This window comes from Agromyces aerolatus, from assembly GCF_031432255.1.
GTDB lineage: Bacteria > Actinomycetota > Actinomycetes > Actinomycetales > Microbacteriaceae > Agromyces.
This window is the reverse complement of sequence record NZ_JAVKGQ010000023.1, coordinates 1-23,105: the sequence shown is the minus strand read 5'-3', so window position 1 is coordinate 23,105 and position 23,105 is coordinate 1. Positions and strand designations below refer to the sequence as shown.

At 71.6% G+C, this 23,105-nt stretch carries 23 protein-coding genes and 2 tRNA genes; 3 read left to right on the top strand and 22 right to left on the bottom strand.

The window, feature by feature from the left end:
• Positions 1-2: 2 nt before the first annotated feature.
• Positions 3-76 (bottom strand) — tRNA-Pro (locus RH864_RS18220).
• Positions 77-96: 20 nt separating this feature from the next.
• Positions 97-167, bottom strand: a tRNA-Pro gene (locus RH864_RS18215).
• A 165-nt stretch (positions 168-332) separates the two neighbouring features.
• On the opposite strand from RH864_RS18215, the gene RH864_RS18210 reads away from it, so the two are divergent.
• Complete coding sequence (locus RH864_RS18210) at positions 333-2,087, top strand: pyruvate dehydrogenase (RefSeq protein ID WP_310518998.1); 1,755 nt, start codon at positions 333-335, stop codon at positions 2,085-2,087.
• A 28-nt stretch (positions 2,088-2,115) separates the two neighbouring features.
• Here the strand turns inward: RH864_RS18210 and RH864_RS18205 are convergent, their stop codons facing one another.
• From RH864_RS18205 to RH864_RS18195, 3 genes are all read right to left on the bottom strand, one after another.
• Positions 2,116-3,705, bottom strand: coding sequence for an MFS transporter (locus tag RH864_RS18205; protein WP_310518997.1), 1,590 nt, complete (start codon positions 3,703-3,705; stop codon positions 2,116-2,118).
• A 74-nt stretch (positions 3,706-3,779) separates the two neighbouring features.
• The gene (locus tag RH864_RS18200; protein ID WP_310518996.1) at positions 3,780-4,439 is read right to left on the bottom strand and encodes a hypothetical protein; all 660 of its coding nucleotides are present in this window, start codon (positions 4,437-4,439) and stop codon (positions 3,780-3,782) included.
• Positions 4,436-4,945: a MarR family winged helix-turn-helix transcriptional regulator gene (locus RH864_RS18195; protein ID WP_310518995.1), complete on the bottom strand. Its 510-nt coding sequence runs from the start codon at positions 4,943-4,945 to the stop codon at positions 4,436-4,438. The genes RH864_RS18200 and RH864_RS18195 overlap by 4 nt, the downstream gene beginning before the upstream one ends.
• 149 nt (positions 4,946-5,094) lie before the next feature.
• On the opposite strand from RH864_RS18195, the gene RH864_RS18190 reads away from it, so the two are divergent.
• Positions 5,095-5,712 carry a GNAT family N-acetyltransferase gene (locus tag RH864_RS18190; RefSeq protein WP_310518994.1) on the top strand — a complete coding sequence of 206 codons (618 nt, stop codon included), beginning with the start codon at positions 5,095-5,097 and terminating at the stop codon, positions 5,710-5,712.
• Between the two features lie 93 nt (positions 5,713-5,805).
• Positions 5,806-6,018 carry a hypothetical protein gene (locus RH864_RS18185; protein WP_310518993.1) on the top strand — a complete coding sequence of 71 codons (213 nt, stop codon included), beginning with the start codon at positions 5,806-5,808 and terminating at the stop codon, positions 6,016-6,018.
• Here the strand turns inward: RH864_RS18185 and der are convergent.
• The 17 genes from der to RH864_RS18100 all read right to left on the bottom strand — a co-directional run bounded on the left by der (position 5,993) and on the right by RH864_RS18100 (position 22,810).
• Positions 5,993-7,522 carry a ribosome biogenesis GTPase Der gene (der, locus tag RH864_RS18180; protein ID WP_310518992.1) on the bottom strand — a complete coding sequence of 510 codons (1,530 nt, stop codon included), beginning with the start codon at positions 7,520-7,522 and terminating at the stop codon, positions 5,993-5,995. The two genes, RH864_RS18185 and der, sit on opposite strands and share 26 nt — an antisense overlap.
• A 189-nt stretch (positions 7,523-7,711) precedes the next feature.
• Positions 7,712-8,413: a (d)CMP kinase gene (gene cmk / locus RH864_RS18175; RefSeq protein ID WP_310518991.1), complete on the bottom strand. Its 702-nt coding sequence runs from the start codon at positions 8,411-8,413 to the stop codon at positions 7,712-7,714.
• A gap of 5 nt (positions 8,414-8,418) precedes the next feature.
• A complete protein-coding gene (locus tag RH864_RS18170) occupies positions 8,419-9,501 on the bottom strand; it encodes a prephenate dehydrogenase (protein WP_310518990.1) in 1,083 nt (360 codons plus the stop codon).
• Position 9,502: 1 nt separating this feature from the next.
• Entirely contained in the window at positions 9,503-10,306 is an 804-nt protein-coding gene (locus RH864_RS18165) for a pseudouridine synthase (RefSeq protein WP_310518989.1), read from the bottom strand.
• The gene (gene scpB, locus RH864_RS18160; RefSeq protein WP_310518988.1) at positions 10,293-11,045 is read right to left on the bottom strand and encodes an SMC-Scp complex subunit ScpB; all 753 of its coding nucleotides are present in this window, start codon (positions 11,043-11,045) and stop codon (positions 10,293-10,295) included. The genes RH864_RS18165 and scpB overlap by 14 nt, the downstream gene beginning before the upstream one ends.
• Positions 11,035-11,883 (bottom strand): segregation and condensation protein A, encoded by an 849-nt coding sequence (locus RH864_RS18155; protein WP_310518987.1) that lies wholly within the window; start codon positions 11,881-11,883, stop codon positions 11,035-11,037. The genes scpB and RH864_RS18155 overlap by 11 nt, the downstream gene beginning before the upstream one ends.
• On the bottom strand, positions 11,867-12,754 hold the full coding sequence (locus tag RH864_RS18150; protein ID WP_310518986.1) for a ParA family protein: 888 nt from the start codon (positions 12,752-12,754) through the stop codon (positions 11,867-11,869). The genes RH864_RS18155 and RH864_RS18150 overlap by 17 nt, the downstream gene beginning before the upstream one ends.
• A gap of 52 nt (positions 12,755-12,806) precedes the next feature.
• A complete protein-coding gene (gene xerD / locus RH864_RS18145) occupies positions 12,807-13,721 on the bottom strand; it encodes a site-specific tyrosine recombinase XerD (RefSeq protein WP_310518985.1) in 915 nt (304 codons plus the stop codon).
• A 10-nt stretch (positions 13,722-13,731) separates the two neighbouring features.
• Positions 13,732-14,370 (bottom strand): NUDIX hydrolase, encoded by a 639-nt coding sequence (locus RH864_RS18140; RefSeq protein ID WP_310518984.1) that lies wholly within the window; start codon positions 14,368-14,370, stop codon positions 13,732-13,734.
• Positions 14,370-16,133 (bottom strand): CTP synthase, encoded by a 1,764-nt coding sequence (locus tag RH864_RS18135; RefSeq protein ID WP_396130008.1) that lies wholly within the window; start codon positions 16,131-16,133, stop codon positions 14,370-14,372. Before RH864_RS18135 ends, RH864_RS18140 begins: the two co-directional genes overlap by 1 nt.
• A 63-nt stretch (positions 16,134-16,196) precedes the next feature.
• Positions 16,197-17,897, bottom strand: coding sequence for a DNA repair protein RecN (gene recN / locus RH864_RS18130; protein WP_310518983.1), 1,701 nt, complete (start codon positions 17,895-17,897; stop codon positions 16,197-16,199).
• A gap of 36 nt (positions 17,898-17,933) precedes the next feature.
• On the bottom strand, positions 17,934-18,848 hold the full coding sequence (locus RH864_RS18125; RefSeq protein WP_310518982.1) for an NAD kinase: 915 nt from the start codon (positions 18,846-18,848) through the stop codon (positions 17,934-17,936).
• Positions 18,845-19,654, bottom strand: coding sequence for a TlyA family RNA methyltransferase (locus tag RH864_RS18120; RefSeq protein WP_310519016.1), 810 nt, complete (start codon positions 19,652-19,654; stop codon positions 18,845-18,847). Before RH864_RS18120 ends, RH864_RS18125 begins: the two co-directional genes overlap by 4 nt.
• Before the next feature lies 1 nt (position 19,655).
• Entirely contained in the window at positions 19,656-19,910 is a 255-nt protein-coding gene (locus RH864_RS18115; protein ID WP_310518981.1) for a hypothetical protein, read from the bottom strand.
• Between the two features lie 41 nt (positions 19,911-19,951).
• Complete coding sequence (locus RH864_RS18110) at positions 19,952-20,977, bottom strand: HAD-IIA family hydrolase (RefSeq protein ID WP_310518980.1); 1,026 nt, start codon at positions 20,975-20,977, stop codon at positions 19,952-19,954.
• Positions 20,952-22,070 carry a hypothetical protein gene (locus tag RH864_RS18105; RefSeq protein ID WP_310518979.1) on the bottom strand — a complete coding sequence of 373 codons (1,119 nt, stop codon included), beginning with the start codon at positions 22,068-22,070 and terminating at the stop codon, positions 20,952-20,954. The genes RH864_RS18110 and RH864_RS18105 overlap by 26 nt, the downstream gene beginning before the upstream one ends.
• A complete protein-coding gene (locus RH864_RS18100) occupies positions 22,016-22,810 on the bottom strand; it encodes a hypothetical protein (protein ID WP_310518978.1) in 795 nt (264 codons plus the stop codon). Before RH864_RS18100 ends, RH864_RS18105 begins: the two co-directional genes overlap by 55 nt.
• Positions 22,811-23,105 lie beyond the last annotated feature (295 nt).

Below are 23,105 nucleotides of genomic sequence, written 5' to 3'. Positions count from 1 at the left end.
CGTCGGGCTGACAGGATTTGAACCTGCGACCCCCTGACCCCCAGTCAGGTGCGCTACCAAGCTGCGCCACAGCCCGTGGCATAGATTTTCAGTTGTTCGGGCCGACCGGAGCGAGGTAAACCCCTTGACCCCCAGTCAAGTGCGCTACCAAGCTGCGCCACAGCCCGATGCCCCCGGCGCTCTCGCGTCGAAGACAACTTGACCATCATAGCGGCATCCGGAGCCGTGCTCGTGCACACGCCCACCCCGAGACATCCGCCCGCCACCCCCTCGACCGCGGCCCGCACGCGAGCCAGACTGGAATCTCCGCACGCCGATCAGAGGGGGACCCCGTGGCCCGCACCATCGCCGACCAGCTCGTCGCGCAATTGATCGACGCGGGCGTCGATCACATCTACGGCATCGTCGGGGATTCGCTGAACCCGATCGTCGACGCGGTGCGCCGCAGCGGCGGGAGCGCGAACGGCGGCATCGACTGGATCCACGTGAGGCACGAGGAGGCCGCGGCGTTCATGGCGGCCGCCGAGGCGCAGCTGACGGGCAAGCTCGCGGTCTGCGCGGGCAGTTGCGGGCCGGGCAACCTGCACCTCATCAATGGCCTCTACGACGCGTACCGGTCGAAGGCGCCGGTGCTCGCGATCGCGAGCCACATCCCGAGTGCGGAGATCGGGTCGGGGTACTTCCAGGAGACGCATCCCGAACGCCTCTTCGTGGAGTGCTCGAACTACTGCGAACAGGTCTCGACGGCGACGCAGTCGCCGCGCGTCGTGAACTCCGCGATCCGGCACGCGGTCACCGGGCCCGGCGTGTCGGTCGTGATCATGTCGGGCGACATCGCCGAGTTCGACGCCACCGACGGATTCCCCGCGTTCGTGCCGACCGCGGAGCCGACGCTCGTGCCCGCGCAGGCCGACGTGCAGGCGCTCGCGGACGCGATCGATGCGGCGAAGACGGTCGCGATCTTCGCCGGCGCCGGCGTCGAGGGCGCGCACGACGCGGTCATCGCGTTCGCCGAGCACGTGAAGGCGCCCATCGGGCATTCGCTGCGCGGCAAGCAGTGGATCCAGTACGACAACCCGTACGACATCGGCATGACCGGTCTGCTCGGCTACGGCGCCGCGCACGCGGGCATCCACGACGCCGACCTGCTGCTCCTGCTCGGCACCGACTTCCCGTACGAGCAGTTCCTGCCGGACGCGTCGAAGGTCGTCATCGGGCAGGTCGACACGGATGCCTCGCACCTCGGCCGTCGCGTCAGCGTCGCGCATCCCGTGCATGGCGACGTGCGTGCGACCCTGATGATGCTCACCGAGCTGGTGCGCGAGAAGAAGAACCGCAGCTTCCTCGACCGGATGCTGAAGAAGCACGACAAGCTGCTCGGCTCGGTGGTCGGCACCTACACCGACGTCGACACCGTGAAGCCGATCCATCCCGAGTTCGCGATCTCGGTCATCGACGACGCCGCGGCCGACGACGCGATCTTCACGGCCGACACGGGCATGGGCAACGTGTGGCAGGCCCGCTACGTGACGCCGGGGCCCGAACGGCGCATCATCGGCTCGTTCATCCACGGCTCGATGGCGAACGCGCTCCCCCACGCCATCGGGGCGCAGGTCGCGTATCCCGGCCGGCAGGTCATCGCGATCGCGGGCGACGGCGGCCTCTCGATGCTGCTCGGCGAGCTCATCACGGCCGCCGCCTACCAGCTGCCCGTGAAGGTGCTCGTCTTCAACAACTCGACGCTCGGGCTCGTGAAGCTCGAGATGCTCGTGAACGGGTTCCCCGACTTCGGCGTCGACGTGCCGGGCGTCGACTACGCGGGCATCGCGACCGCGATCGGGTTCCACGCGGTCCGCGTCGAGGACCCGAAGCTGCTGCAGGCCTCGGTGGCGAACGCGCTCGCGCACGACGGCCCGGCGCTCGTGGACATCGTGACCGACTCGCGCGCCCTCTCGCTGCCGCCCGCGATCACGGGCGAGCAGATGAAGGGGTTCGCGCTCGCGATGTCGAAGATCGTCCTGACGGGCGGCGGCGCCGAGGCGGTCGCGATGGCCAGGTCGAACATCCGGCACCTGCCTGGGCTCTGACCGGGCGGGGGCGCACGGACCGCGTCGGTCACGCCGAGCGCGACGGCTCCGGCGTCACCGCCTCGCCCGTCGCGACGCTCTCCGGCACCTCGCCCGGCCGGAACCGTGGCAGCCGGCTCGCCGGCACGATGGCGAGTGCACTGACGCCCGCGAGGATGAGCAGGCCGAGTTTGAGCGCGCTGAGCCGCGCCTCCTCATTGAGGGCGACCGCGGCGTCGACCTGTGCGGGCGTCGCGTCGGTCTCCGACAGCACGTCTGCCAGCCGGTCGTTGCTCACGAAGTTGACGCGGTCGAGGTCGACCTGCGACACGAGTGCGGGCGGCAGCTCGGGGTGTTCGACGAGCGAGGAGGCCACGTTCAGCCCCAGGATGCCGACGAGCATGGCGCCCGCGACCGCCGTGCCGACCGCTGAGGCCAGGTTCTGCGTGGTGCCGCGCACCGATCCGACGTCGCCAGCGAGCTCCTTCGGCGATGCGGTCACGAGCACGTTGGTCAGCGCGATCGTGGTGAGGGCGAACGAGAACATGCCGATCGTCCGGGGCGTGAAGCGCCGGTAGAACCGCACCACGATCATCGCGGTGAAGAACACCGTCAGGTTGAACGGCAGCATCGCGAGCGACGTGTCGAACGGGGTTCGCCCCTGCACGATCTGGATGTACAGCGGGATCGTGAAGTTCAGCGCCGCCTCGAGCCCCACGACGACGAACATCGCGTACACGGCCGCGCGCTCGCGCGACGACCCGAACACCGAGAGGCTCACGAGCGGCACGTGCCCGGCCTTCGTGCGGCGCCTCGTCCATAGGAAGAACAGCTGCACGAGCACCAGGCCGATGAGCATCAGCAGCGGTGCCGGCGAGAGGCCGAGGATCTCGAACGGCGCGGCAGGCCGCGCCGCGACGACGCCCCACGTGTTGAGGTTGTTCACCCCGAGCGTGAGCGCCACGATGCCGAGCCCGATGAGCAGCGCGCCGACCACGTCGATCGTGATCGCGCGGTTTCCCGGGGCCCCACGGAGCCGGAAGCTCAGCGCGAACACCGCGACCGCGAGGAGGAGGACGACGATGAACACCTCACGCCACCCGACGAGCGTCGCGAGCGTGCCGCCGATCAGGAACGCGCTCACGCCCGCGAGCGCCCGAGCCGACCCGAGCGACCCGATCGCGGCCTCCTGCTGACCGCCCCGGTAGTTCTCGGCGATGAGCGCCACCAGCGAGGGCACGATGATGGCGGCGGATGCCCCGGCCAGCGCCTGGGCGAGGATGACCCATCCGACACCGGGCGCGAAGATCATGAGCAGCGCAGAGACCGCGAACAGTGCGACCACGATTCGGAACACGATGACCCAGCCCACGCGCTGCCCGATCTTCGCGCCGACCATGACGAGCGCCGCGACGACGAGGCCGTACGTGACGATCGCGGTGCTGACGTCGGTGGGCGGCACGCCGAACGTCTCGACCATGCCGCCGAGCGAGACCGGGAGCGCGGAGACGTTGTACGACATCAGGATCTGCGCGAGGAACAGCCCGATCATGGGCACCCACGATGACCGCACCTCCGCGGGGTCGCCGGGCCGGGTGGACCCGGCCGTCTCGGCTGATGCACCGGCGTCACTGCTCATGCGAGATCCTCCCCCGGGAACGCGGCGTCGAGATCACTTTCGCGCACGTCGTCCGCGGAGGTCCACCCCCTGCGTCAGATCTGCTCGCGCACGGCCGCCATGAACCCCTTCGGGTCGTCGGTCCAGAGCCGCACGTGCGTGACGTCGTGCACGCCGCCCCTGGGCGGCAGACCCGGCAGTCGCACCGGCGTCGGGCGTTCGAGCTCGATCTCGACGTTCGTCTCGTCCTGCATGCGCAATGACAGCGTGCACGAGGCATCCGTCGGGGCGATGCGCGGCGACTTGGGCTCGTCGACGCGCCGGTCGAGCGCGACCGACGCGATGTCGTCCCACGTGAGCGGCACGTCGACCTCGAGCCCCTCGCGCACTCGGATGCCCTCGGGCCCGACCGTGTGCGGCCGCATCAGGTAGGCGGCGAGCAGCCCGACCATCCAGGTCAGGCCCCAGATGCCGAGCACGAGCAGCGGGATGCGCACGAACGGCCATTGGTGCACGATCAGGTCGATGATGGGGATCTCGACCGCGGACAGCACGATGAAGATCACGAGAATCGTCAGCACGGGCTTGTGGTAGGAGAATCCGGCCGCGCCGGGCGCGAGATCGGGCCGGCGCGCGATCAGCCGGCCGATGCTCGCGTAGATGCGCAGCTCGACGAGCAGCGCGCGCCACGCGAAGTTCCGCACGCGGGCCCAGACGGATGCCTCGCGCTCCGCGCGCACCGCCGCCCCGGTCATGACGCCGCTTCCGCTTCCGCGGCTGCCGCTGCGTCCGCCACTGCCGCTGCCTCTGCCTCAGCGCGACGGCGCGCCTCGTCGGCGGCGACGAGCTCGCTGAGCCGTTCGGCGATCGCGGTCACGCCGCGCTCGAGTGCGGCACGGTCGTCCGGCGCGACGGCGTCGAGCAGGGTGGCCGACAGCTGCTCGTGATCGCGCTGCATCTGGTGCATGGACTCCTCGGCCGCCAACGTGAGCCCGACGAAGAAGGACCGGCGATCGGTCGGATGCGGCGAACGCTGCACGTACCCGCCCGCCTCGAGCACATCCACGAGCGTCGTCACATGGCGCGGGCTGACCTCGAGCCGGGCCGCGAGCTCATGCTGCGGGCAGGCGCCGCCGCGCGCGAGCTCCCAGAGCACCTGCACGCGCTGCGGTGTGAGCGGCGATCCCGCGAAGTGCGTCGCCATGTCGCGCTGAAACAGCTCGCCGATCTGCAGCAGCCGGTCGAGCACGGTGATCTCCATATCGTGAGTCTACAACATTATGAACAGTGTTCACGATCTCCACCTCCGCGCCACTTGCCCGCCATCTGCGCCTGCACAGGTGGCGCGGATGCGCGCAACGTGGCGCAGACCCGGGCCGAACCGCCCCCGTTCCGCGGTAGCGTGCTCGCATGGCGAACGGCAACGACGACGACACCGCCCCCGCGCTGCGCATCGTCCCCGCGACGCGCACCTCGCTCGCCGACCTCGAGTCGGTGTTCGGCACGCGTGGCGACGCGGCGCACTGCTGGTGCCAGTGGTTCAAGATCCCCGCTCGCGACTGGCGCGAGATCGGCGACGACGAAATGCACGACCGGCTCGCGGACCAGCTCGCCTCGCCCGGCCCCGGCCCGGGGCTGCTCGCGTACGACGGCGACGAGCCCGTGGGCTGGTGCGCGATCGAACCGCGCCCCGCATTGACCCGGCTGCGACGGAGCCGGATCGTGAAGCTCGGCTCCGAACGGACCGACCTCGATGACGAGGGCGTGTGGGCGCTCTCCTGCTTCGTCGTCCCGCCGCGGCACCGAGGCCGTGGCGTCGCGACCGAGCTCGCGCGCGCCGCGGTCGACTTCGCGGCGGAGCACGGGGCACGCACGGTCGAGGCATACGCGGTCGACGTCGCCGCGAGAGCGCGCACGAGCGCCGCGGAGCTCTACCACGGCACGGTGTCGATGTTCGCGGCCGCGGGGTTCACCGAGGTCGCCCGGCCGACTCCGGGGCGCGTCGTGATGCAGCGCGTGCTTCCCTGAGCCCGAGGTGTACTGATATACTATGAGGGTTCGCTGCCGACGAGGCGATCCCTCCGAGGCACCAGCATCTGCTCCCAGATCGGATGGCCGAAGATGACCACCACGCTCTCCCGCGCATACCCACCCGGCTGCATCGTCACGACCGCGAGCGGTCGCTACGTCGTCGAGCCGCTGCAGGCCGACGTCCCGGCCGGGTACCTCCTCGCCAGGCGCGCCGAACGCCCGATGACGGCGGCGCGCCCGATCCGGGTGCGCGACATCGTCGACGGGCGCGACGCGGCTACTTCCGCTGCCGGCGCTCCCTGACCCGCATGTTCAGCACGATCGGGCTGCCCTCGAAGCCGTAGATCTCGCGCAGCCGGCGCTGGATGAACCGCCGGTAGCCCGGGTCGAGGAACCCGGTCGTGAACAGCACGAACGTCGGCGGCCGCGTCGCGGCCTGCGTGCCGAACAGGATGCGCGGCTGCTTGCCGCCGCGCACCGGGTGCGGATGCTCCTGCGTGAGCTCCGTCAGGAACGCGTTGAACTTGCCCGTGGGAATGCGCGTGTCCCACGAGTCCAGCGCGGTCTCGAGCGCGGGCACGAGCTTCTCGAGGTGGCGTCCGGTGCGCGCCGAGATGTTCACGCGCGGCGCCCACGCCACGTGGTGCAGGTCCTGCTCGATCTCGCGCTCGAGGTACCTGCGGCGGTCGTCGTCGAGCAGGTCCCACTTGTTGTACGCGATGACGAGCGCGCGCCCCGACTCGAGCACGAGGTCGATGATGCGCACGTCCTGCTCGGAGATCGGCTCGGTCACGTCGATGATGACGACCGCGACCTCGGCCTTCTCGAGCGCCGCCTGCGTGCGCAGCGTCGCGTAGAAGTCGGCGCCGTGCTGCAGGTGCACGCGGCGCCGGATGCCCGCGGTGTCGACGAACCGCCAGACCCGCCCGCCGAGCTCGATCTGCTCGTCGACCGGGTCGCGGGTCGTGCCCGCGAGCTCGTTGACGACGACCCGCTCCTCGCGGGCGGCCTTGTTCAGCAGCGAGCTCTTACCGACGTTCGGCCGGCCGAGGATCGCGACGCGACGCGGCCCGCCGATCTCCTGCTTGGCGACGGCCGAGACCTCGGGCAGCACCTTGAACACCTCGTCGAGCAGGTCGGCCACGCCGCGGCCGTGCAGCGCCGAGACCGGGTACGGCTCCCCCAGTCCGAGGTTCCACAGCGCGGCGGCCTCAGGCTCCTGCCGGGTGTCGTCGACCTTGTTGGCCACGAGGAACACCGGCTTCTTCGTCTTGCGGAGCAGCCGCACGACGTGCTCGTCGGTCGAGGTCGCGCCGACCACCGCGTCGACGACGAACAGCACGACGTCGGACAGGTCGATCGCGACCTCGGCCTGCGCGGCGACGGACGCGTCGATGCCCTTCGCGTCGGGCTCCCAGCCGCCGGTGTCGACGAGCGTGAACCGGCGGTCGAGCCACTCGCCCTTGTACGACACGCGGTCGCGCGTGACGCCCGGGGTGTCCTCGACGACGGCCTCGCGGCGGCCGAGGATGCGGTTCACGAGCGCGGACTTGCCCACGTTCGGCCGGCCGACGATCGCGATGACGGGCAGCGCCGGCAGATAGGTGATGCCCTCCTCGCCCTCCTCCGAGAGCTCGAGCAGCCCGAGGTCGTCCTCGTCGAGGTCGTACTCCTCGAGGCCGCTGCGAAGCGCCGCGGCACGCTGCTCGGCGAGGTCGTCGTCGACGTCGGCGAGTCGCTCGGCGAGGTCGTCGTCCTCGGGCGTGTACTCGGCGTCGTCGCGGCCGGTCTCGTCGCGATCGGTCATCGTGTCTCCTCAATCCTCGGCGGACGTGCGCACGGTCAGGGCCGCGGCGCACGCGCCGCCTCTATTCAATCAGCGTCTCGGGCGGATCGGCGCCGCCGGCTGCTCGGGGTCTCGATACGCGTGCTCGTTCCTCGCGCGCTACTCGACCAGCCGGGGGGGGGCTCGAGCGGATGACCCGGGCCGGTCCCGTCAGTCGGCGAGCGTGTGCCCGATGGCGTGGACCCCGTCGATCACGGCCACGACGGCGTCGACGGTCGACTCGAAGTCGAGGTCGGTCGAGTCGATGGTCGTCACGCCCTCGGCCGCGGTCATGAAGTCGACGACCTTCGAGTCGGCCCGGTCGCGTGCGCGCAGCTGCTCACCCGTCACCGCGGCATCCTGATCGTCGAGCTCGGCGGCCCGCCGGGACATCCGCACCGCCTCGCTCGCCGTGAGCAGGATGCGTACCGGGGCATCCGGCGCGACGACCGTCGTGATGTCCCGGCCCTCGACGACGATGCCGGGCCGCAGCTCGGCGGCCATGATCGCGCGGAACACCTCGATGAGGTGGTGCCGCACCGCGGGCACCCGCGCGACACGGCTCACGATGCCCGAGATGTGCGGCTCGCGGATCGCGTCGGTCACATCGATCTCGCCGACCCGCACGTGATAGCCCGCGGGGTCGGTGCCGATGCGGTACGCGAAGCTGCCGAGACACGAGACGACGGATGCCTCGTCGTCGAGCTCGACACCCGAGGCCTCGACGTGCCAGGCGAACGCGCGGTACGCGGCGCCGGTGTCGAGGAAGCCCCAGTCGAGCCGGCGGGCGACGGCCTTTGACACGCTCGACTTCCCGCTGCCGGCCGGCCCGTCGACGGCCACCACGAAGGGGAACACCACCTGGGAGTCCATGTGCATCATCCTGCGATCCGCCAGCCGCGCGCGGCCAGCTCGTTCGTGAGTCGTTCGGCGGCCTCGGGCAGCACCTGGATCTCGGCCAGGCCGACCTGGCGCCCGGGCGAGTGTTCGAGTCTCAGGTCCTCGAGGTTCACGCCGATCTCGCCGATCTCGGCGAGCAGGCGCGCGAGCTGCCCGGGTCGGTCGTCGACCATGACCACCCTCGTCGTGAAGCGCTTGTCGGTGCCGTGCTTGCCCGGCAGTCGCTCGACGCCCGTGTTGCCTCCCGTGAGCTCCTCGGCGACCCGGCGGCGGGCGCCGGGCGCTGCGGGCTGCGCGAGCGCGTCGATGAAGCGGTCGAGATCGTCGCGGTAGGCGATCAGGATGTCTCGCACGGGAACGGCGTTCGCCCCGAGAATCTGCACCCACAGGTCGGGGTCGCTCGCGGCGATCCGGGTGACGTCGCGCACCCCCTGACCGGCGAGCCCGAGCGCGGCGTTGGGCGCGTCGAGGAAGCGGCGCGCCATGAGGCTCGAGACCACCTGGGGCACGTGCGAGATGAGCGCGACCCCGCGATCGTGCTCGTCGGGCGTCATCTCGACGAGGGTGGCCCCGAGGTCGAGGATGAGGTCGTCGATCGCGCTCGCGCGCTGGTAGCTGATGGCGTCGTGCGCGGCCACCACCCACGGCCGGCCCGCGAACAGGTCGGCGCGCGCGGCGAGCGGGCCGCCGCGTTCCCGGCCGGCGAGCGGATGCGACCCGATGTAGCGCGACACGTCGGCGCCGGCCGCCACGAGCTCGGCGAGGATGCCGGCCTTCACGCTCGCGACGTCCGTCACGATCGCGGCGGGGAACGCGTCGAGCTCGGCCGCGACCACGCGCGCGGTGACGTCGGGCGGCACGGCGACCACGATCAGCTCGGGTGCGTCGCCGGGCGCGGCCGCGCGGCCGGCGCCGAGGTCGACCGCGATCGCCACGTGCGTCGGCGACGCGTCGTCGAGCACGACGTCGATGCCGCGCGAGCGCAGGCCGAGCGCGATGCTCGTGCCGAGGAGGCCTGCGCCGACCACGCGCACCGGTCCGTTGAGCCGAGACTCCACCATGTCAGGCACGTCCCTTCCGCTCGGCGTCGGCCTCACGCGCGAGCGTGAGCAGCAGGCCGCGTTCGGACTTCGTGAGCTCGCGCAGCTCGCCCGAGCGCAGCGTGCCGAGGTGCAGCGGACCGAACTGTCGGCGCACGAGTTCGACGACCGGGTGTCCCACCGCGTCGAACATGCGCCGCACGATGCGATTGCGCCCCGAGTGCAGCGTCACCTCGACGAGCGTGTGCCGCTCGTCGCTGCCCGACCTGAGGATCTTGCCGCGGTCGATCGCGATCGGGCCGTCGTCGAGGTCGACCCCCGACTTGAGCCGCTGGAGGGTGCGCGGCTCGACCGTGCCCCGCACCTTGGCGATGTACGTCTTCTCGACGCCGAACGACGGGTGCGCGAGCACGTGCGCGAGCTCGCCGTCGTTCGTGAGCAGCAGCAGTCCGCTCGTGTCCTGGTCGAGCCGGCCGACGTTGTACACGCGGTCCTCGAGTTCGTCCGTGAACCGGGTGAGGTCGGGCCGGCCCTGCTCGTCGCGCATCGTCGAGACGACACCGCGCGGCTTGTTCAGCTTGTAGTAGCGCTTGTCGGTGTCGAGCTGCACCGCGACGCCGTCCACGCTCACCTGGTCGTTCGCGGCGTCGACGCGCGAGCCGAGCTCGGTCACGATCCGCCCGTTGACCTCGATCCGGCCCTCGACGATCATCTGCTCGACGACGCGACGCGACGCGACGCCCGCGGCCGCGAGCACCTTCTGGAGTCGTTCGCGTCCGGCGTCGCCGGGCGGGCCGGCGTGCGTGGGAGGCTCATGCGCGGTCAAGGTCGAATCCTTCCTGGCCGTCCTCGAGGAGCGGCGAGATGTGGGGCAGTTCGTCGAGCGAGTTCAGGCCGAGGTTCGTGAGCAGCACTTCGGTCGTGCCATAGCGGATCGCTCCGGTCTCGGGGTCGGTGTCGATCTCGGTCACGAGACCGCGGCCGAGCAGCGTGCGCACGACCGAGTCCACGTTGACGGCACGGATCGACGCGACCTGCGAACGCGAGATCGGCTGCTTGTAGGCGATGACCGCGAGCGTCTCGAGCGCGGCCTGCGAGAGGCGCGTCGAGGTTTGCGTGAGCACGAACCCGGCGACCAGCGCGTCGTACTCGCCGCGGACGTAGAACCGCCAGCCGCCACCGACCTCGCGCAGCTCGAATCCGCGCCGCACGGGCCGCGCGGTCGGCTCCTCGCCGGCCTCGTCCGTGCGCGGCTCGCCCGACGTGCCGGTGCCGTCGTAATCGGCGACCAGCCGCGCGATCGACGCCTTCACCTCGGCGACCGGGCGCGCGACGGCCGCGGCGAGCGACACCACGCCGAGCGGCTCGTCGGCCACGAACAGGATGGCCTCGAGCGCTCGGTCGAGGTCGAGCCGCGGCGCACCGGGCACGTCGAGCGGGGTCGCCACCGACAGTTCGCGATCAGGCTCCCCCGCCACCTCGGCGTCAGCCGAGACATCCGCCTCGACCGGGCCGCCCGGCTCGTCGCGCTCGAGCTCACTCGCCCGCTCGATCTCACTCGTCATAGTCGGCTCCAAGACTGTCCAGTCGGTTGTCGTCCCAGTGGTCGGCCGCCCAGCGCAGGGTGAGCTCGCCGAGCGGCTCGAGCTGCTCGAACCCGATCGCGGCGTGCCGGTACAGCTCGAGCACCGCGATGAATCGCGCCACGATCACGCCCTTGAGCTCGACGCCCGCGATCAGCTGACGGAATGTCACGGGCTCCCCGCGTCGCAGCACCGCGACGACCTGCGCCGCCTGCTCGCGGATCGAGACCAACGGCGCATGCAGGTGGTCGAGCCCGACCACCGGGATCTCGCGCGGCGTGAGCGCGAGCGTCGCGAGCGCCGCGAAGTCGTCGGCCGTGAGCGTCCAGCGCAGCTCGGGCGCGCGCTGCCGGAACCGGTCCTCGAGCCGCACGCTGCGGGCGTGGCGCCGGCCCTCGGCCTCGAGCTCGCCCGCGAACCAGCGCGCCACCTCCTTGAACGCGCGGTACTGCAGCAGCCGGGCGAACAGCAGATCGCGGGCCTCGAGCAGTGCGACGTCCTCGGCGTCGACGAGCTCGCCCTGGGGCAGCAGCCCGGCGACCTTCAGGTCGAGCAGGGTCGCGGCGACGACCAGGAACTCGGAGGCCTGGTCGAGCTCCTCCTCGGAGTCGAGGCCGCGCAGATACGAGATGAACTCGTCGGTGACCTTCGACAGCGACACCTCGGTGATGTCGAGCTCGTGCTTGGCGATGAGCGACAGCAGCAGGTCGAACGGGCCCTCGAAGTTCGTGAGGGCGACCCGGAACGCGGGCTCGGCGGCCGAGCCCGAGGCATCCGTCTGCGTGGCGTCGACCTGGCCCGCGTCAGGCGACGGCGCCACGGAAGACCAGCTCCCTGGCCAGCTGCCGGTACGCCTTCGACGCCTGGTGCTCGGGGGCGAAGCTCGTGATGGGCGTCGCCGCGACGGTCGCGTCGGGGAACTTCACCGTACGTGTGATGACCGTCTCGAGCACCTCGTCGCCGAACGCGTCGACGACGCGCTCGAGCACCTCGCGCGAGTGCAGCGTGCGCGCGTCGTACATGGTCGCGAGGATGCCGTCGAGCTCGATCGCGGGGTTCAGCCGGTCGCGCACCTTGTCGATCGTCTCGATGAGCAGGGCCACGCCGCGCAGCGCGAAGAACTCGCACTCGAGCGGGATGATCACGCCGTGGCTCGCGGTCAGGGCGTTCACCGTGAGCAGCCCGAGCGACGGCTGGCAGTCGACGAGGATCACGTCGTAGTCGGCCGAGACCCGGCGCAGCACGCTCGCGAGGATCTGCTCGCGCGCGACCTCGGTCACGAGGTGCACCTCGGCGGCCGACAGGTCGATGTTCGCCGGGATCACGTCGAGGCCCTCGACGCTCGTGTGCTGGATCGCGTCGGCCGGGTCGTGCTGCTTCGAGAGCAGCAGGTCGTAGATCGTCGGCACGTCGTGCGTCTGCACTCCGAGCCCCGCGGAGAGCGCGCCCTGCGGGTCGAAGTCGATCGCGAGCACCTTACGGCCGTACTCGGCGAGGGCCGCGCCCAGGTTGATCGTGGTCGTCGTCTTGCCGACGCCGCCCTTCTGGTTGCAGAGCGCGATGATGCGGGCGGGGCCGTGCGCCGCGAGCGGCTCGGGCACCGCGAACTCGCGCAGCGGCCGACCGGTCGGACCGAGCACGGCACCGGTCTGCGCGGTGCGTTCGCCGGTGTCCTGGAGGCGGTCGGTCACGTGCGGTTCATCTCCTTCAGCACCGGCCCCTCAGCGACCGGCTCGCTCGATTCTAGCGAGCACGTGGGTGGGCTTGCGTGTACATCTCCCGGAGTGTGTCAGCTGTGACCAGCGTGTAGATCTGCGTCGTCGCGACCGAGGAGTGCCCGAGCAGCTCTTGCACGACGCGGACGTCGGCGCCTCCGGCCAGCAGATGGGTCGCGAACGAGTGGCGCAGCGTGTGCGGCGAGACCGAGGTCTCGAGCCCGGCGCGTTCGGCCGAGCGCGTGATCGTCTCCCACGCCGCCTGACGGCTCAACCGCCCGCCGCGCGCCCCGAGGAACAGCGCGGGCGTCGCGCGCCCGCGCGCCGACAGCGCGGGCCGGCCGCGCACGAGGTACGCGTCGAGCGCGGCGCGCGCATAGCTGCCGACGGGCACGATCCGCTGCTTGCCGCCCTTGCCGAACAGCCGGACGACCTCCTCGTCGACCAGGTCGTCGACGTTCAGGCCGATCGCCTCGGACACCCGGGCGCCCGTCGCGTACATGAGCTCGAGCAGCGCGGTGTCGCGCAGGGCCGCGGGGTCGTCGCCGACGGTCGCGGCGAGCAGCGCCTCCACGTCTTCGACCGGGATCGCCTTCGGCAGCCTGAGCGGCAGCTTCGGCGGCTTCAGCTCGCGCGTGGCATCCGTCTCGAGCCGGCCCTCCTCGACCAGGAAGCGGTGCAGCCCGCGCACCGCCGACAGCACGCGCGCGACCGACGCGGTCGCGAGCGGCGGCGTGCGCTCGGCCGCGAGGAAGCGCACGAAGTCCGACAGGTCGGTCTCGGTGACGTCCGCGAGCTCGCCCAGGCCCCGTTCGTCGAGGAACGCACGATAGATCGAGAGATCGCGGGTGTACGACGCGACCGTGTTGCGGGCGAGGCCGCGCTCCACGGCCAGGTGCCGCAGATAGTGCTGCGCCGACGTGTCGATCTCCCGGCCGGTCATCCGCGTCTGCTCAGCGTGCGACGCCGCGGCCCGGCGTGCGGGTCGGCCACGGGGCATCCGCTGCGCCCAGCGTGCGCCAGTCGCGTGCGCGCGCCGCGTACGCGGCCAGCGCCGAGATGATCAGCGGCGAGTTCGCGAGGCGTCGGGCCAGCACCGCGTCGACGAGGTCGTCGAGCGGCACCCACGCGGTCTGCATGTCGGCCTCCTCGGCCTCACGCGCGAACGCCTCGGCCGTGGCGCTCAGGCCGCGCGCGAGATACACCCGGATCGACTCGTCGCTGCCGCCGGGCGACGTCCAGAACTCACTGAGCACGGCCCAGTCCGAGGCGACGAGATCGGCCTCCTCGGCGAGCTCGCGCTTGGCCGCCTCGAGCGCGTCCTCGCCGTCGACGTCGAGCAGGCCCGCGGGGATCTCCCAGTCGCGGTACCCGATCGGATGCCGGTACTGCTGGATCAGGAACACCCGGTCGTCGTCGTCGATCGCGAAGACGCCGACGGCGCCCGGGTGGTCGACGTAGTCGCGGACGATCTGCGCGTCGCCGTACTCGAACGTGTCCCGGCGGACGTCCCACACCCGGCCCTCGAACGCGAGCTCGGTCGACACGACCTCGACCGGCGCACGCTCATCGCCGAGCACGGGCCCGGGCATCAGGCGCTCGCGACGTCGTCGAACAGCAGGCTCGCCCGCCGACGGTCGATCGCCGCACCCACGAGCCCGCGGAACAGCGGGTGCGCGTCGTTCGGGCGGCTGCGCAGCTCGGGGTGCGCCTGCGTGCCGATGTAGAACGGGTGCACGTCGCGCGGCAGCTCGACGAACTCGACGAGGTTGCGGTCGGGCGAGAGGCCCGAGAACACGAGCCCGGCGGCGGCGATCTGCTCACGGAAGCCGTTGTTCACCTCGTACCGGTGGCGGTGCCGCTCCGAGACATCCGTCGCCTCGTAGAGGCTCGCGGCGAGCGAGCCCTCCTGCAGCTTCGCCGGGTACAGGCCGAGCCGCATGGTGCCGCCGAGGTCGCCGCCCGCGATGATCTCGACCTGCTCCTCCATCGTCGCGATGACCGGGAACTGCGTGTCGGGGTCGAACTCGCTCGACGACGCCCCCTCGAGGCCCGCGAGGTTGCGCGCCGCCTCGATCACCATGCACTGCAGGCCGAGGCACAGCCCGAGCGCCGGGATGCCGTTCTCACGCGCGAACCGCAGCGCCCCGAGCTTGCCCTCGATGCCGCGCACCCCGAACCCGCCGGGCACGCAGATCCCGTCGAGGTGCGACAGATGCTTCGCAGCACCCTCGGGCGTGCGGCACTCGTCGGACGGGATCCACTCGAGCGTGACCTTCGCGTCGTTCGCGAACCCGCCGGCGCGCAGCGCCTCGGTGACCGAGAGGTACGCGTCGGGCAGGTCGATGTACTTGCCGACGAGGCCGATGGTGACCTCGTGCTTCGGGTCGTGCACGACCCGGAGCAGGTCGCTCCAGCCCGACCAGTCCACGTCGGCCGCCCGCTCGCCGAGACCCAGCGCGTCGATCAGGTACGCGTCGAGGCCCTGATCGTGCAGCATCGTCGGGATGTCGTAGATCGACGGCACGTCGACCGCGTTCACGACCGCGGCCTCGTCGACGTCGCACATGAGCGCGATCTTGCGCTTGTTCGACTCGGTGACGGGCCGGTCGCTGCGCAGCACGAGCGCGTCGGGCTGGATGCCGATCGATCGGAGCGCCGCGACCGAGTGCTGGGTCGGCTTCGTCTTCTGCTCGCCCGACGCGCCCATGAACGGCACGAGCGAGACGTGCACGAAGAACACGTTCTTCCGGCCGAGCTCGTGCCGCACCTGGCGGGCCGACTCGATGAACGGCTGCGACTCGATGTCGCCGACCGTGCCGCCGATCTCGGTGATGATCACGTCGGGCTTGGGCGACTCCGACGCCTGCAGCCGCATGCGGCGCTTGATCTCGTCGGTGATGTGCGGGATGACCTGCACCGTGTCGCCCAGGTACTCGCCGCGGCGCTCTTTCGCGATGACGCTCGAGTAGATCTGGCCGGTCGTGACGTTCGCCGCCTGCGAGAGGTTGATGTCGAGGAAGCGCTCGTAGTGCCCGATGTCGAGGTCGGTCTCGGCGCCGTCGTCGGTCACGAACACCTCGCCGTGCTGGAACGGGTTCATCGTGCCCGGGTCGACGTTCAGGTACGGGTCGAGCTTCTGCATGACGACGCGCAGCCCGCGCGCGGTCAGGAGATTGCCGAGACTCGCGGCCGTGAGGCCCTTGCCCAGCGAGGAGACGACACCCCCGGTCACGAAGATGTGCTTGGTCACGCCATCGGAAAGTTCAGCGTTCGGGAGGCCTGCGCCGCGTTCATTCACCACGGGCTTATAGTCTAAGCCACGTTCCTGGGCTTCAGCCCCGTCCTGCCGCATTCCACGCTCCCATCGTGTCGCCTTCGGGTACGGACGCGGTCGGCCCGTGCCCGCGGTCGCGTCTCATGCGGCGCGACCCGTCGCGATCTCCAGCAGCTCGCGCGCGTGCGCGAGCCCGATCTCGGAGTCGCTGAGCCCCGAGAGCAGGCGAGCCATCTCGGCCTCGCGCTCGGCGCCCTCGAGCTGCCGCACACTCGACGCGGTCACCTGACCGTCGGTGCCCTTGACCACGCTCAGATGATTGTTCGCGAACGCCGCGACCTGCGCGAGGTGGGTCACCACGATGACCTGCGAACGCTCCGCGAGCCGTGCCAGCCGGCGGCCGATCTCGATCGCGGCCGCGCCGCCGACACCCGCATCGACCTCGTCGAACACGAACGTCGGCACCGGATCGGTGCCCGCGATCACGACCTCGATCGCAAGCATCACCCGCGACAGCTCACCGCCGGACGCGCCCCGGCTCACCGACCGCGGCTCGGCGCCGGGATGCGGGCGGAGCAGGATCGACACCTGGTCACGACCGGAGGCCGTGGGCTCCGCCGCGGGCTCGACCGTCACGTGCAGCTGCGCGTCGGGCATCGCGAGGGCCGCGAGCTCGGTCGTCACCGCGGCGCCGAGGCGGGCCGCGGCGTCGGTCCGCAGTTCGGTGAGTCGCGACGCAAGCCGGTCGACCTCGGCGGCGGCGCTCGAGACGGATGCCTCGAGCTGACCGATGCGCTCATCGTCGCCGTCGAGCTCCAGCAGCCGGAGACCGCCCTGCGCGCGGAACGTCAGCACGTCGTCGAGCGTCGTGCCGTGCCTGCGGATGAGCGCCGCAAGGCGCGCCCGCCGCTCCTGCACGAGCTCGAGCTCGCGCGCCCCGTCGGCGTCGAGGCCGGCGACGTAGCTCGAGAGCTCGGCCGCCGCGTCCGCGAGCAGGAAGCCCGCGTTCGCGAGCGCCTCGCCGACCGGCGAGAGCGACGCATCGTACGGGGCGACCCGCTCGAGATGACGTCTGGCATGCTCGACGAGCCCGATCGCGTCGGGCTGGTCGTCGACCGGGTTCTCGGCCGAGACGAGCTCATGCGCCTGAGCGGCCGCGAGCCGGAGGTCCTCGAGATTGGTGAGCCGGTCGGCGCGCTCCTGCAGTTCGTCGTCCTCACCGGGCTGAGGGTCGGCGGCCTCGACCTCGTCGAGCGCCTCGCGCAGCTCGTCGGCCTCACGCCGTCGCGCGTCGTGCGCCTCGCGCAGCAGGTCGAGCTCACGCGCATCGTCGCGCCACGACTCGAACGCCGATCGATACGCCTCGAGCACCTCGTGCAGGTCACGGCCCGCGAACCGGTCGAGTGCGTCCCGCTGCGCCACCGCGGAGCGCAGCCGCTGCTGATCGGCCTGGCCGTGCACGACCACGAGCTCGTCGGCGAGCTCGGTGAGCAGCCCGACGGGAGCGCTGCGGCCGCCGACGACCGCGCGGCTGCGACCCTCGGCCGAGACCGAACGCCCGAGCAGCAGCTCGCCCTCGTCGAGCTCACCGCCCGCGTCGGCGACGCGCTCCTCGATCACGGGCTGACCCGGGAGGTACCAGCGGCCCTCGACCCACGCCTGCTTCGCGCCCGACCGGACGGCTGCCGCGTCGGCGCGCGCGCCGAGGAGCAGCCCGAGCGCGGTCACCACCATCGTCTTGCCCGCGCCCGTCTCGCCCGTCACCGCGGTGAACCCCGGGCCGATGGGGAGCGTCGCGTCGGCGATGACGCCCAGGTCGCGGATGCCGAGTTCTTCGATCATGAGCTGCCTTCGATGCCGTGCGAGCCCGGTGTCGCGCTACTCACGACCCACCGGGCCTCTCCAGCCCGCCACCGGAAGGTCGAACTTGTTCACGAGCCGGTCGGTGAAGGGCGCCTCGTGGAGCCGGGCGAGCCGGACCGGCACGGGCGACCTGCGCACGATCACCCGCGAACCCGGCGGCAGGTCGAACATGCGGCGGCCGTCGCACCACAGCACCGCGGCCGCCTCGGTGCGATGCAGCACCTCGATCGCGAGCGACGAGTCGGGGCCGACGACGAGCGGGCGCGCGAACAGCGCGTGCGCGCTCAGCGGCACGAGGAGCAGCGCCTCGAGGCTCGGCCAGACGACGGGCCCGCCGGCCGAGAAGGAGTACGCGGTCGACCCGGTCGGCGTCGACATGACCACCCCGTCGCACCCGAAGGACGACAGCGGACGCCGGTCGACCTCGATGACGACCTCGAGCATGCGTTCGCGCTCGGCCTTCTCGACCGTGGCCTCGTTCAGGGCCCAGCTCTCGTACACGATCTCGTCGTCGGCCTTCACGCGAACCGACAGGGTCATGCGTTCTTCGACCGTGTAGTCGCGCGAGAGCGCGCGACGCACGGTGTAGTCGAGGTCGTCGCGCTCGCTCTCGGCGAGGAAGCCGACGTGGCCCAGGTTGACGCCGAGCAGCGGCACCGAGTGCTCGCGCACGAGCTCGGCCGCACGCAGGATCGTGCCGTCGCCGCCGAGCACGATGACGAGCTCGATGTGGGTGCCGTCGAGGTCTTCGAACCGCCGCACCCGGCCGTTGAGCGTCGGGACGTGCTCGTGCACGTCGTCCCAGTGCTCGTTCGCGATCACGGGGATCGCCCCGGCTTCGAGCAGTTGGGCGCACACCTCACCGGTCGCCTCGAGGGCGGTCTGCCGGCCGGTGTGCGCGACGACGAGGAAGTGCCGGCCTTCGGTCACGCGCGCCCTCCTCCGGTCAGCTGGTCGACTCGTCCTGTCCATTGTGACGGATCGGATCCCGCTCGGGCGCGAAGGTGGACGAGATACTCGTGATTGCCGTGCCCGCCGGCGATCGGCGAGGCGATGACGCCGAGCACGCCGAGCCCGAGGTCGAAGGCCGCCCAGAGCACGCCCATCACCGCGTCGGACCGGGCGGACGCATCGCGCACGACGCCCTCGCGCACCCCGCCACGGCCGACCTCGAACTGCGGTTTCACGAGCAGCACCAGATCGGCGTCGTCGGCCGCGCTCGCCTGCAGGGCGGGCAGCACGTTCGTGAGGGAGATGAACGAGAGGTCCGCCGTGACGAGGGTCGGTGCGTCGTCGACACCGGTCAGGCGGGCGAGCGCGGCCGCGTCGAGGTGGCGCACGTTGCAGCCTTCGACGAGCACGAGCCCGGGCGCGTCGCGCAGCTCGGTCGCGAGCTGATCGTGCCCCACGTCGACCGCGAGCACCGACCGCGCACCACGCTCGAGCAGCACCTGACTGAACCCGCCCGTCGACGCGCCCGCGTCGAGCGCGACGCGCCCCGCCGGGTCGACCCCGAACGCGTCGAGCGCGGCCAGCAGCTTGTGCGCGGCCCGGCTGACGTAGTGGTCGGCGTTCGCGACCTCGATGCGCTGACCGGGCTCGACCCGGTGCGAGGCCTTGACCACCGGCCGGCCCTCGACACTCACGACGCCCGACGCGATGAGCGTCGCCGCGTGCGTGCGCGACCTCGCCAGGCCGAGCGCCGCGATGGCGGCGTCGAGCCGCTGACCCGCCATGTCAGGCGTCGCCACGCGCCGGGTCTGACCGCTCCAGCTCGGCACGCAACCGGTCGGCGACGTCCTGGTAACGGCCCGCGCGCTCGGCGAGCGGCAGCGCCTCGATGCCGGCGACCTCCGAGGTGCCGGCGTGCTCGGCCGTGACGGCGTGCTCGGCCGTGACGGCGTGCTCGGCCGTGGCGGCGTGCTCGGCGGCCGCGCTCGCGTCGCGGTCCGCGCCCGGGACGGGAACCTCAGCGTCGGATGCCTCGTGCATGCGCTCCACGCTACCCGCTGCCACCCACGCGGAGGCCGGATTCACGCGTAGAGCCGTTCGGGGACCTGCAGCGCGTGGATCGCCCGGCCGGAACCCCAGATCGCCGCGCACGCGGCGCGGAGCAGATCGAGCTCGTCGTCGCCCTCGGCCGCGATCACGACGCGCGCGCCCTCGATCCGCACCTTCGCACGGCGCACGCGGGTCGTCTCCCCCGTGCGCTCGATCAGCGGATACGGCGTGTGCAGTCCGCGCAGGTCGCCGAGGATGTAGTCGGGCCGGCTCTGCTCGGGCGCCGCAAGCACCTGCTTCGCCCGGTCGATGCCCGTGAGCACGAGCGCAGAGGACATGCCCGCACGGCGGGCGCCGAGGATGTCGGTGTCGAGCCGGTCGCCCACGACGAGCGGACGCTCAGCCCCGAACCGGCGACGCGCCTCGTCGAAGATCGGCGTCTCGGGCTTTCCCGCGACGACCGGGAACCGGCCGACGGCGGTGTGCACCGCCGAGACCAGGGTGCCGTTGCCGGGCGCGATCCCCCGCGCGACCGGGATCGTCCAGTCCATGTTCGTCGCGACCCACGGAATGCCCGCCTCGTTCGCGAATCCCGCCGCATTCAGCGCGAACGCCGCCTCCGCGAGCTGCGTCCAGCCGACGTCGGGCGCGAAGCCCTGCACGACCGCGGCAGGGTCATCGTCGGCCGATCGCGTCACGCGGTACCCGCGACGTTCGAGCTCGGTGACGATGCCCTCGCCGCCGACGACCAGCACGAGCGCCCCCGCCTCGACCCGCTCGGCGAGCAGATGCATGGCCGCCTGCGGCGACGTCACGACGTCGGCCGGCTCGACATCGAGCCCGAGCTCGGCGAGATGACGCGCGACGGTCGCGTCGCTCCTGGACGCGTTGTTCGTGATGTAGCCCACCGCACGCTCGCGCTTGGCGAGGTTCAGACTCTCCACCGCGTGCGGGATCGCATGTGCGCCCTTGTAGACCACGCCGTCCAGGTCCGCGAGCACGGCGTCGGCGCCGTCGAGCGGCGCCGCATCCTCACTTCTCGTCCGGAACAGCGCCATCGGCGAGCTCCTCACGCGGGTCGGCATCGGCGGGCTGCGCCTCGGGGTCGGTCTCGGCGAGGAGCTCGGCGACCTCGGGCTCGATCGCGTCGGCCGGATCGCCCTCCTCGCGGACGGCCGCGGCACCCACGACCGCATCCACGCTTGCGACGTCGGCGGTGCCGAGGAGATCCTCGACACTCGCGACCCCGGGGGCGCCCACGACCTCGTCGACGCTCGCGACCTCGCGGGAGCCCACGACGTCATCGACGCTCGCGACCTGCGCCGAGGCCACGACCTCGTCCACGCTCGCCACCTCGACGTCGGCGTCGACACCGGCGCGGTCGGTGGATTCGCCTCGAATCGAGGCATCCGGTTCGATCGGCCCGTCGTGCTCGACCGAGACATCCGACTCGACCGGCCCGTCGTGCTCGACCGAGGCAACCGACTCGACCGGCTCGTCCAGCTCGAAGACCTCGAAGACCTCCGCCTCCGCGGGGCCGCCCAGCGCCTCCTCGGCGCGAACCGCGCGAGCACGCCACTCAGCCGCGTCCGTGTGGCGCCCGAGGTCCTCGAGTACCTCGGCGTACGCCGAGAACAGCGCGGGGCTGTAGCTGAAGGCACGGTCGGGATCGAGCTGCGGGATCTCGAGCTCAGCGAGCGCCAGCTCCGACTGTCCGAGATCGAGTCGAGCCCCGGACATCGCGATCGCGAGGCCGACCTGCACCGCCGCCGGCAGCGAGTCGCGGTCGACCGATCGACCGAGCTCCAGCGCGCGGTCTGGCCGGCCGACGCCGCGTTCGCTGTCGACCATGAGCGGAAGCTGGTCCTCGTTGCCCGAGATGCGCCGGTAGGTCCGCAGCTCACGCAGCGCGAGCGCGTAATCGCCGGTCTCGTAGGCCGTGATCGCGACCGTCTCACGAACGACCGCGATGCGGCCGGCCCGCCGTGAAGCCGCGAGCGCATGCCGGTGCGCGAGCTCGGGATCGGTCGCGAGGAACTCGGACGCGGCGACGAGGTGACGCGCGACCCAGTCGGCGTTCTCCTTCGTCAGCGTCTTCAGCTCGGCGCGCGCACCACGGTCGAGCATCCGCGGCTCGAACTCGTCGGGCACGAACGGGTCATCGTGACGCGGTCGATCCGAGTACTCCGGCGCGCCGGTGCGGTCGGTGTGCGGCCGCGAGGCGCCGGGGGCCCGACGATCGCCGTCGAAACGGCCGGACGTACGGCGATCGGCGCCACCCGGGCGCCGGTCGCCATCCCGCCGCGGCGCGCCGTCGCGGCGCTGACCGCCGAACGATCCACGATCACCGCCATCGCGGCGAGGGCCACCATACGACCCGCGGTCGCTTCCGTCGCGACGAGGACCGAACGAGCGCTGCTCGCCATCGCGGCGGGGCGCACCGTCTCGGCGCTGACTGCCGTACCCGGGGCGGTCGCCGTCACGGCGCTGACCGCCATAGCCGGGGCGGTCGCCGTCGCGGCGAGGCTTGTCTTCGCGGCGCTGACCGCCATAGCCCGGCCGGTCGCCATCTCGACGCTGACCGCCATAGCCCGGCCGGTCGCCATCTCGACGCTGACCGCCGTACCCCGGCCGGTCGCCGTCACGGCGAGGCGCGTCTCCGCGGCGCTGCCCGCCGTATCCCGGCCCGTCACCACCTTCTCGGCGAGAGCCGTACGAACGCTGCTCGCCATCGCGGCGAGGCGCTCCATCACGGCCGCGGCCGCCGTACCCGGCGCGATCGCCGTCACGACGCTGACCGCCAGACGAAGCACCTCGTCGGTCGCCAGAGCTGCCCGCGTTCCGCCCGCCGCGGTCTTCACCGGATCGATCTCCACCGGATCGATCTCCACCGGATCGGTGTCCGCCTGATCGATCTGCGCGCGACGCACCCCCGTCCGAGCGCGACCGGTTTCGATCGGGACGGTTCTCGTCCTTGTCTGGTTGACGCGAATCGGTCACGTGCTCGTTCCTGTCGCTATTGGGGCTTGTCTGTTCAACGCTACTGGGGGATCTGGGCACTGGGCCCTTAACTGAAAAATGGGCACCCACAGACGTTCGCCGTTGAACGTCGTGGGTGCCCATTTCTCTCGAAGAATGTCCGGCGGTGTCCTACTCTCCCACAGGGTCCCCCCTGCAGTACCATCG

What these genes read in the sequence shown, in the direction of transcription:
- RH864_RS18205 (WP_310518997.1), bottom strand. Translation starts at nt 3,705, where the DNA reads ATGAGCAGTGACGCCGGTGCATCAGCCGAGACGGCCGGGTCCACCCGG.
- RH864_RS18115 (WP_310518981.1), bottom strand. Translation starts at nt 19,910, where the DNA reads ATGCACGAGGCATCCGACGCTGAGGTTCCCGTCCCGGGCGCGGACCGC.
- RH864_RS18195 (WP_310518995.1), bottom strand. Translation starts at nt 4,945, where the DNA reads ATGGAGATCACCGTGCTCGACCGGCTGCTGCAGATCGGCGAGCTGTTT.
- RH864_RS18185 (WP_310518993.1), top strand. Translation starts at nt 5,806, where the DNA reads ATGACCACCACGCTCTCCCGCGCATACCCACCCGGCTGCATCGTCACG.
- RH864_RS18190 (WP_310518994.1), top strand. Translation starts at nt 5,095, where the DNA reads ATGGCGAACGGCAACGACGACGACACCGCCCCCGCGCTGCGCATCGTC.
- RH864_RS18110 (WP_310518980.1), bottom strand. Translation starts at nt 20,977, where the DNA reads ATGGCGCTGTTCCGGACGAGAAGTGAGGATGCGGCGCCGCTCGACGGC.
- RH864_RS18170 (WP_310518990.1), bottom strand. Translation starts at nt 9,501, where the DNA reads ATGGTGGAGTCTCGGCTCAACGGACCGGTGCGCGTGGTCGGCGCAGGC.
- der (WP_310518992.1), bottom strand. Translation starts at nt 7,522, where the DNA reads ATGACCGATCGCGACGAGACCGGCCGCGACGACGCCGAGTACACGCCC.
- RH864_RS18120 (WP_310519016.1), bottom strand. Translation starts at nt 19,654, where the DNA reads ATGGCGGGTCAGCGGCTCGACGCCGCCATCGCGGCGCTCGGCCTGGCG.
- RH864_RS18140 (WP_310518984.1), bottom strand. Translation starts at nt 14,370, where the DNA reads ATGCCCGGGCCCGTGCTCGGCGATGAGCGTGCGCCGGTCGAGGTCGTG.
- cmk (WP_310518991.1), bottom strand. Translation starts at nt 8,413, where the DNA reads ATGGACTCCCAGGTGGTGTTCCCCTTCGTGGTGGCCGTCGACGGGCCG.
- xerD (WP_310518985.1), bottom strand. Translation starts at nt 13,721, where the DNA reads ATGACCGGCCGGGAGATCGACACGTCGGCGCAGCACTATCTGCGGCAC.
- RH864_RS18135 (WP_396130008.1), bottom strand. Translation starts at nt 16,133, where the DNA reads ATGCGGCAGGACGGGGCTGAAGCCCAGGAACGTGGCTTAGACTATAAG.
- RH864_RS18200 (WP_310518996.1), bottom strand. Translation starts at nt 4,439, where the DNA reads ATGACCGGGGCGGCGGTGCGCGCGGAGCGCGAGGCATCCGTCTGGGCC.
- recN (WP_310518983.1), bottom strand. Translation starts at nt 17,897, where the DNA reads ATGATCGAAGAACTCGGCATCCGCGACCTGGGCGTCATCGCCGACGCG.
- scpB (WP_310518988.1), bottom strand. Translation starts at nt 11,045, where the DNA reads ATGACGAGTGAGATCGAGCGGGCGAGTGAGCTCGAGCGCGACGAGCCG.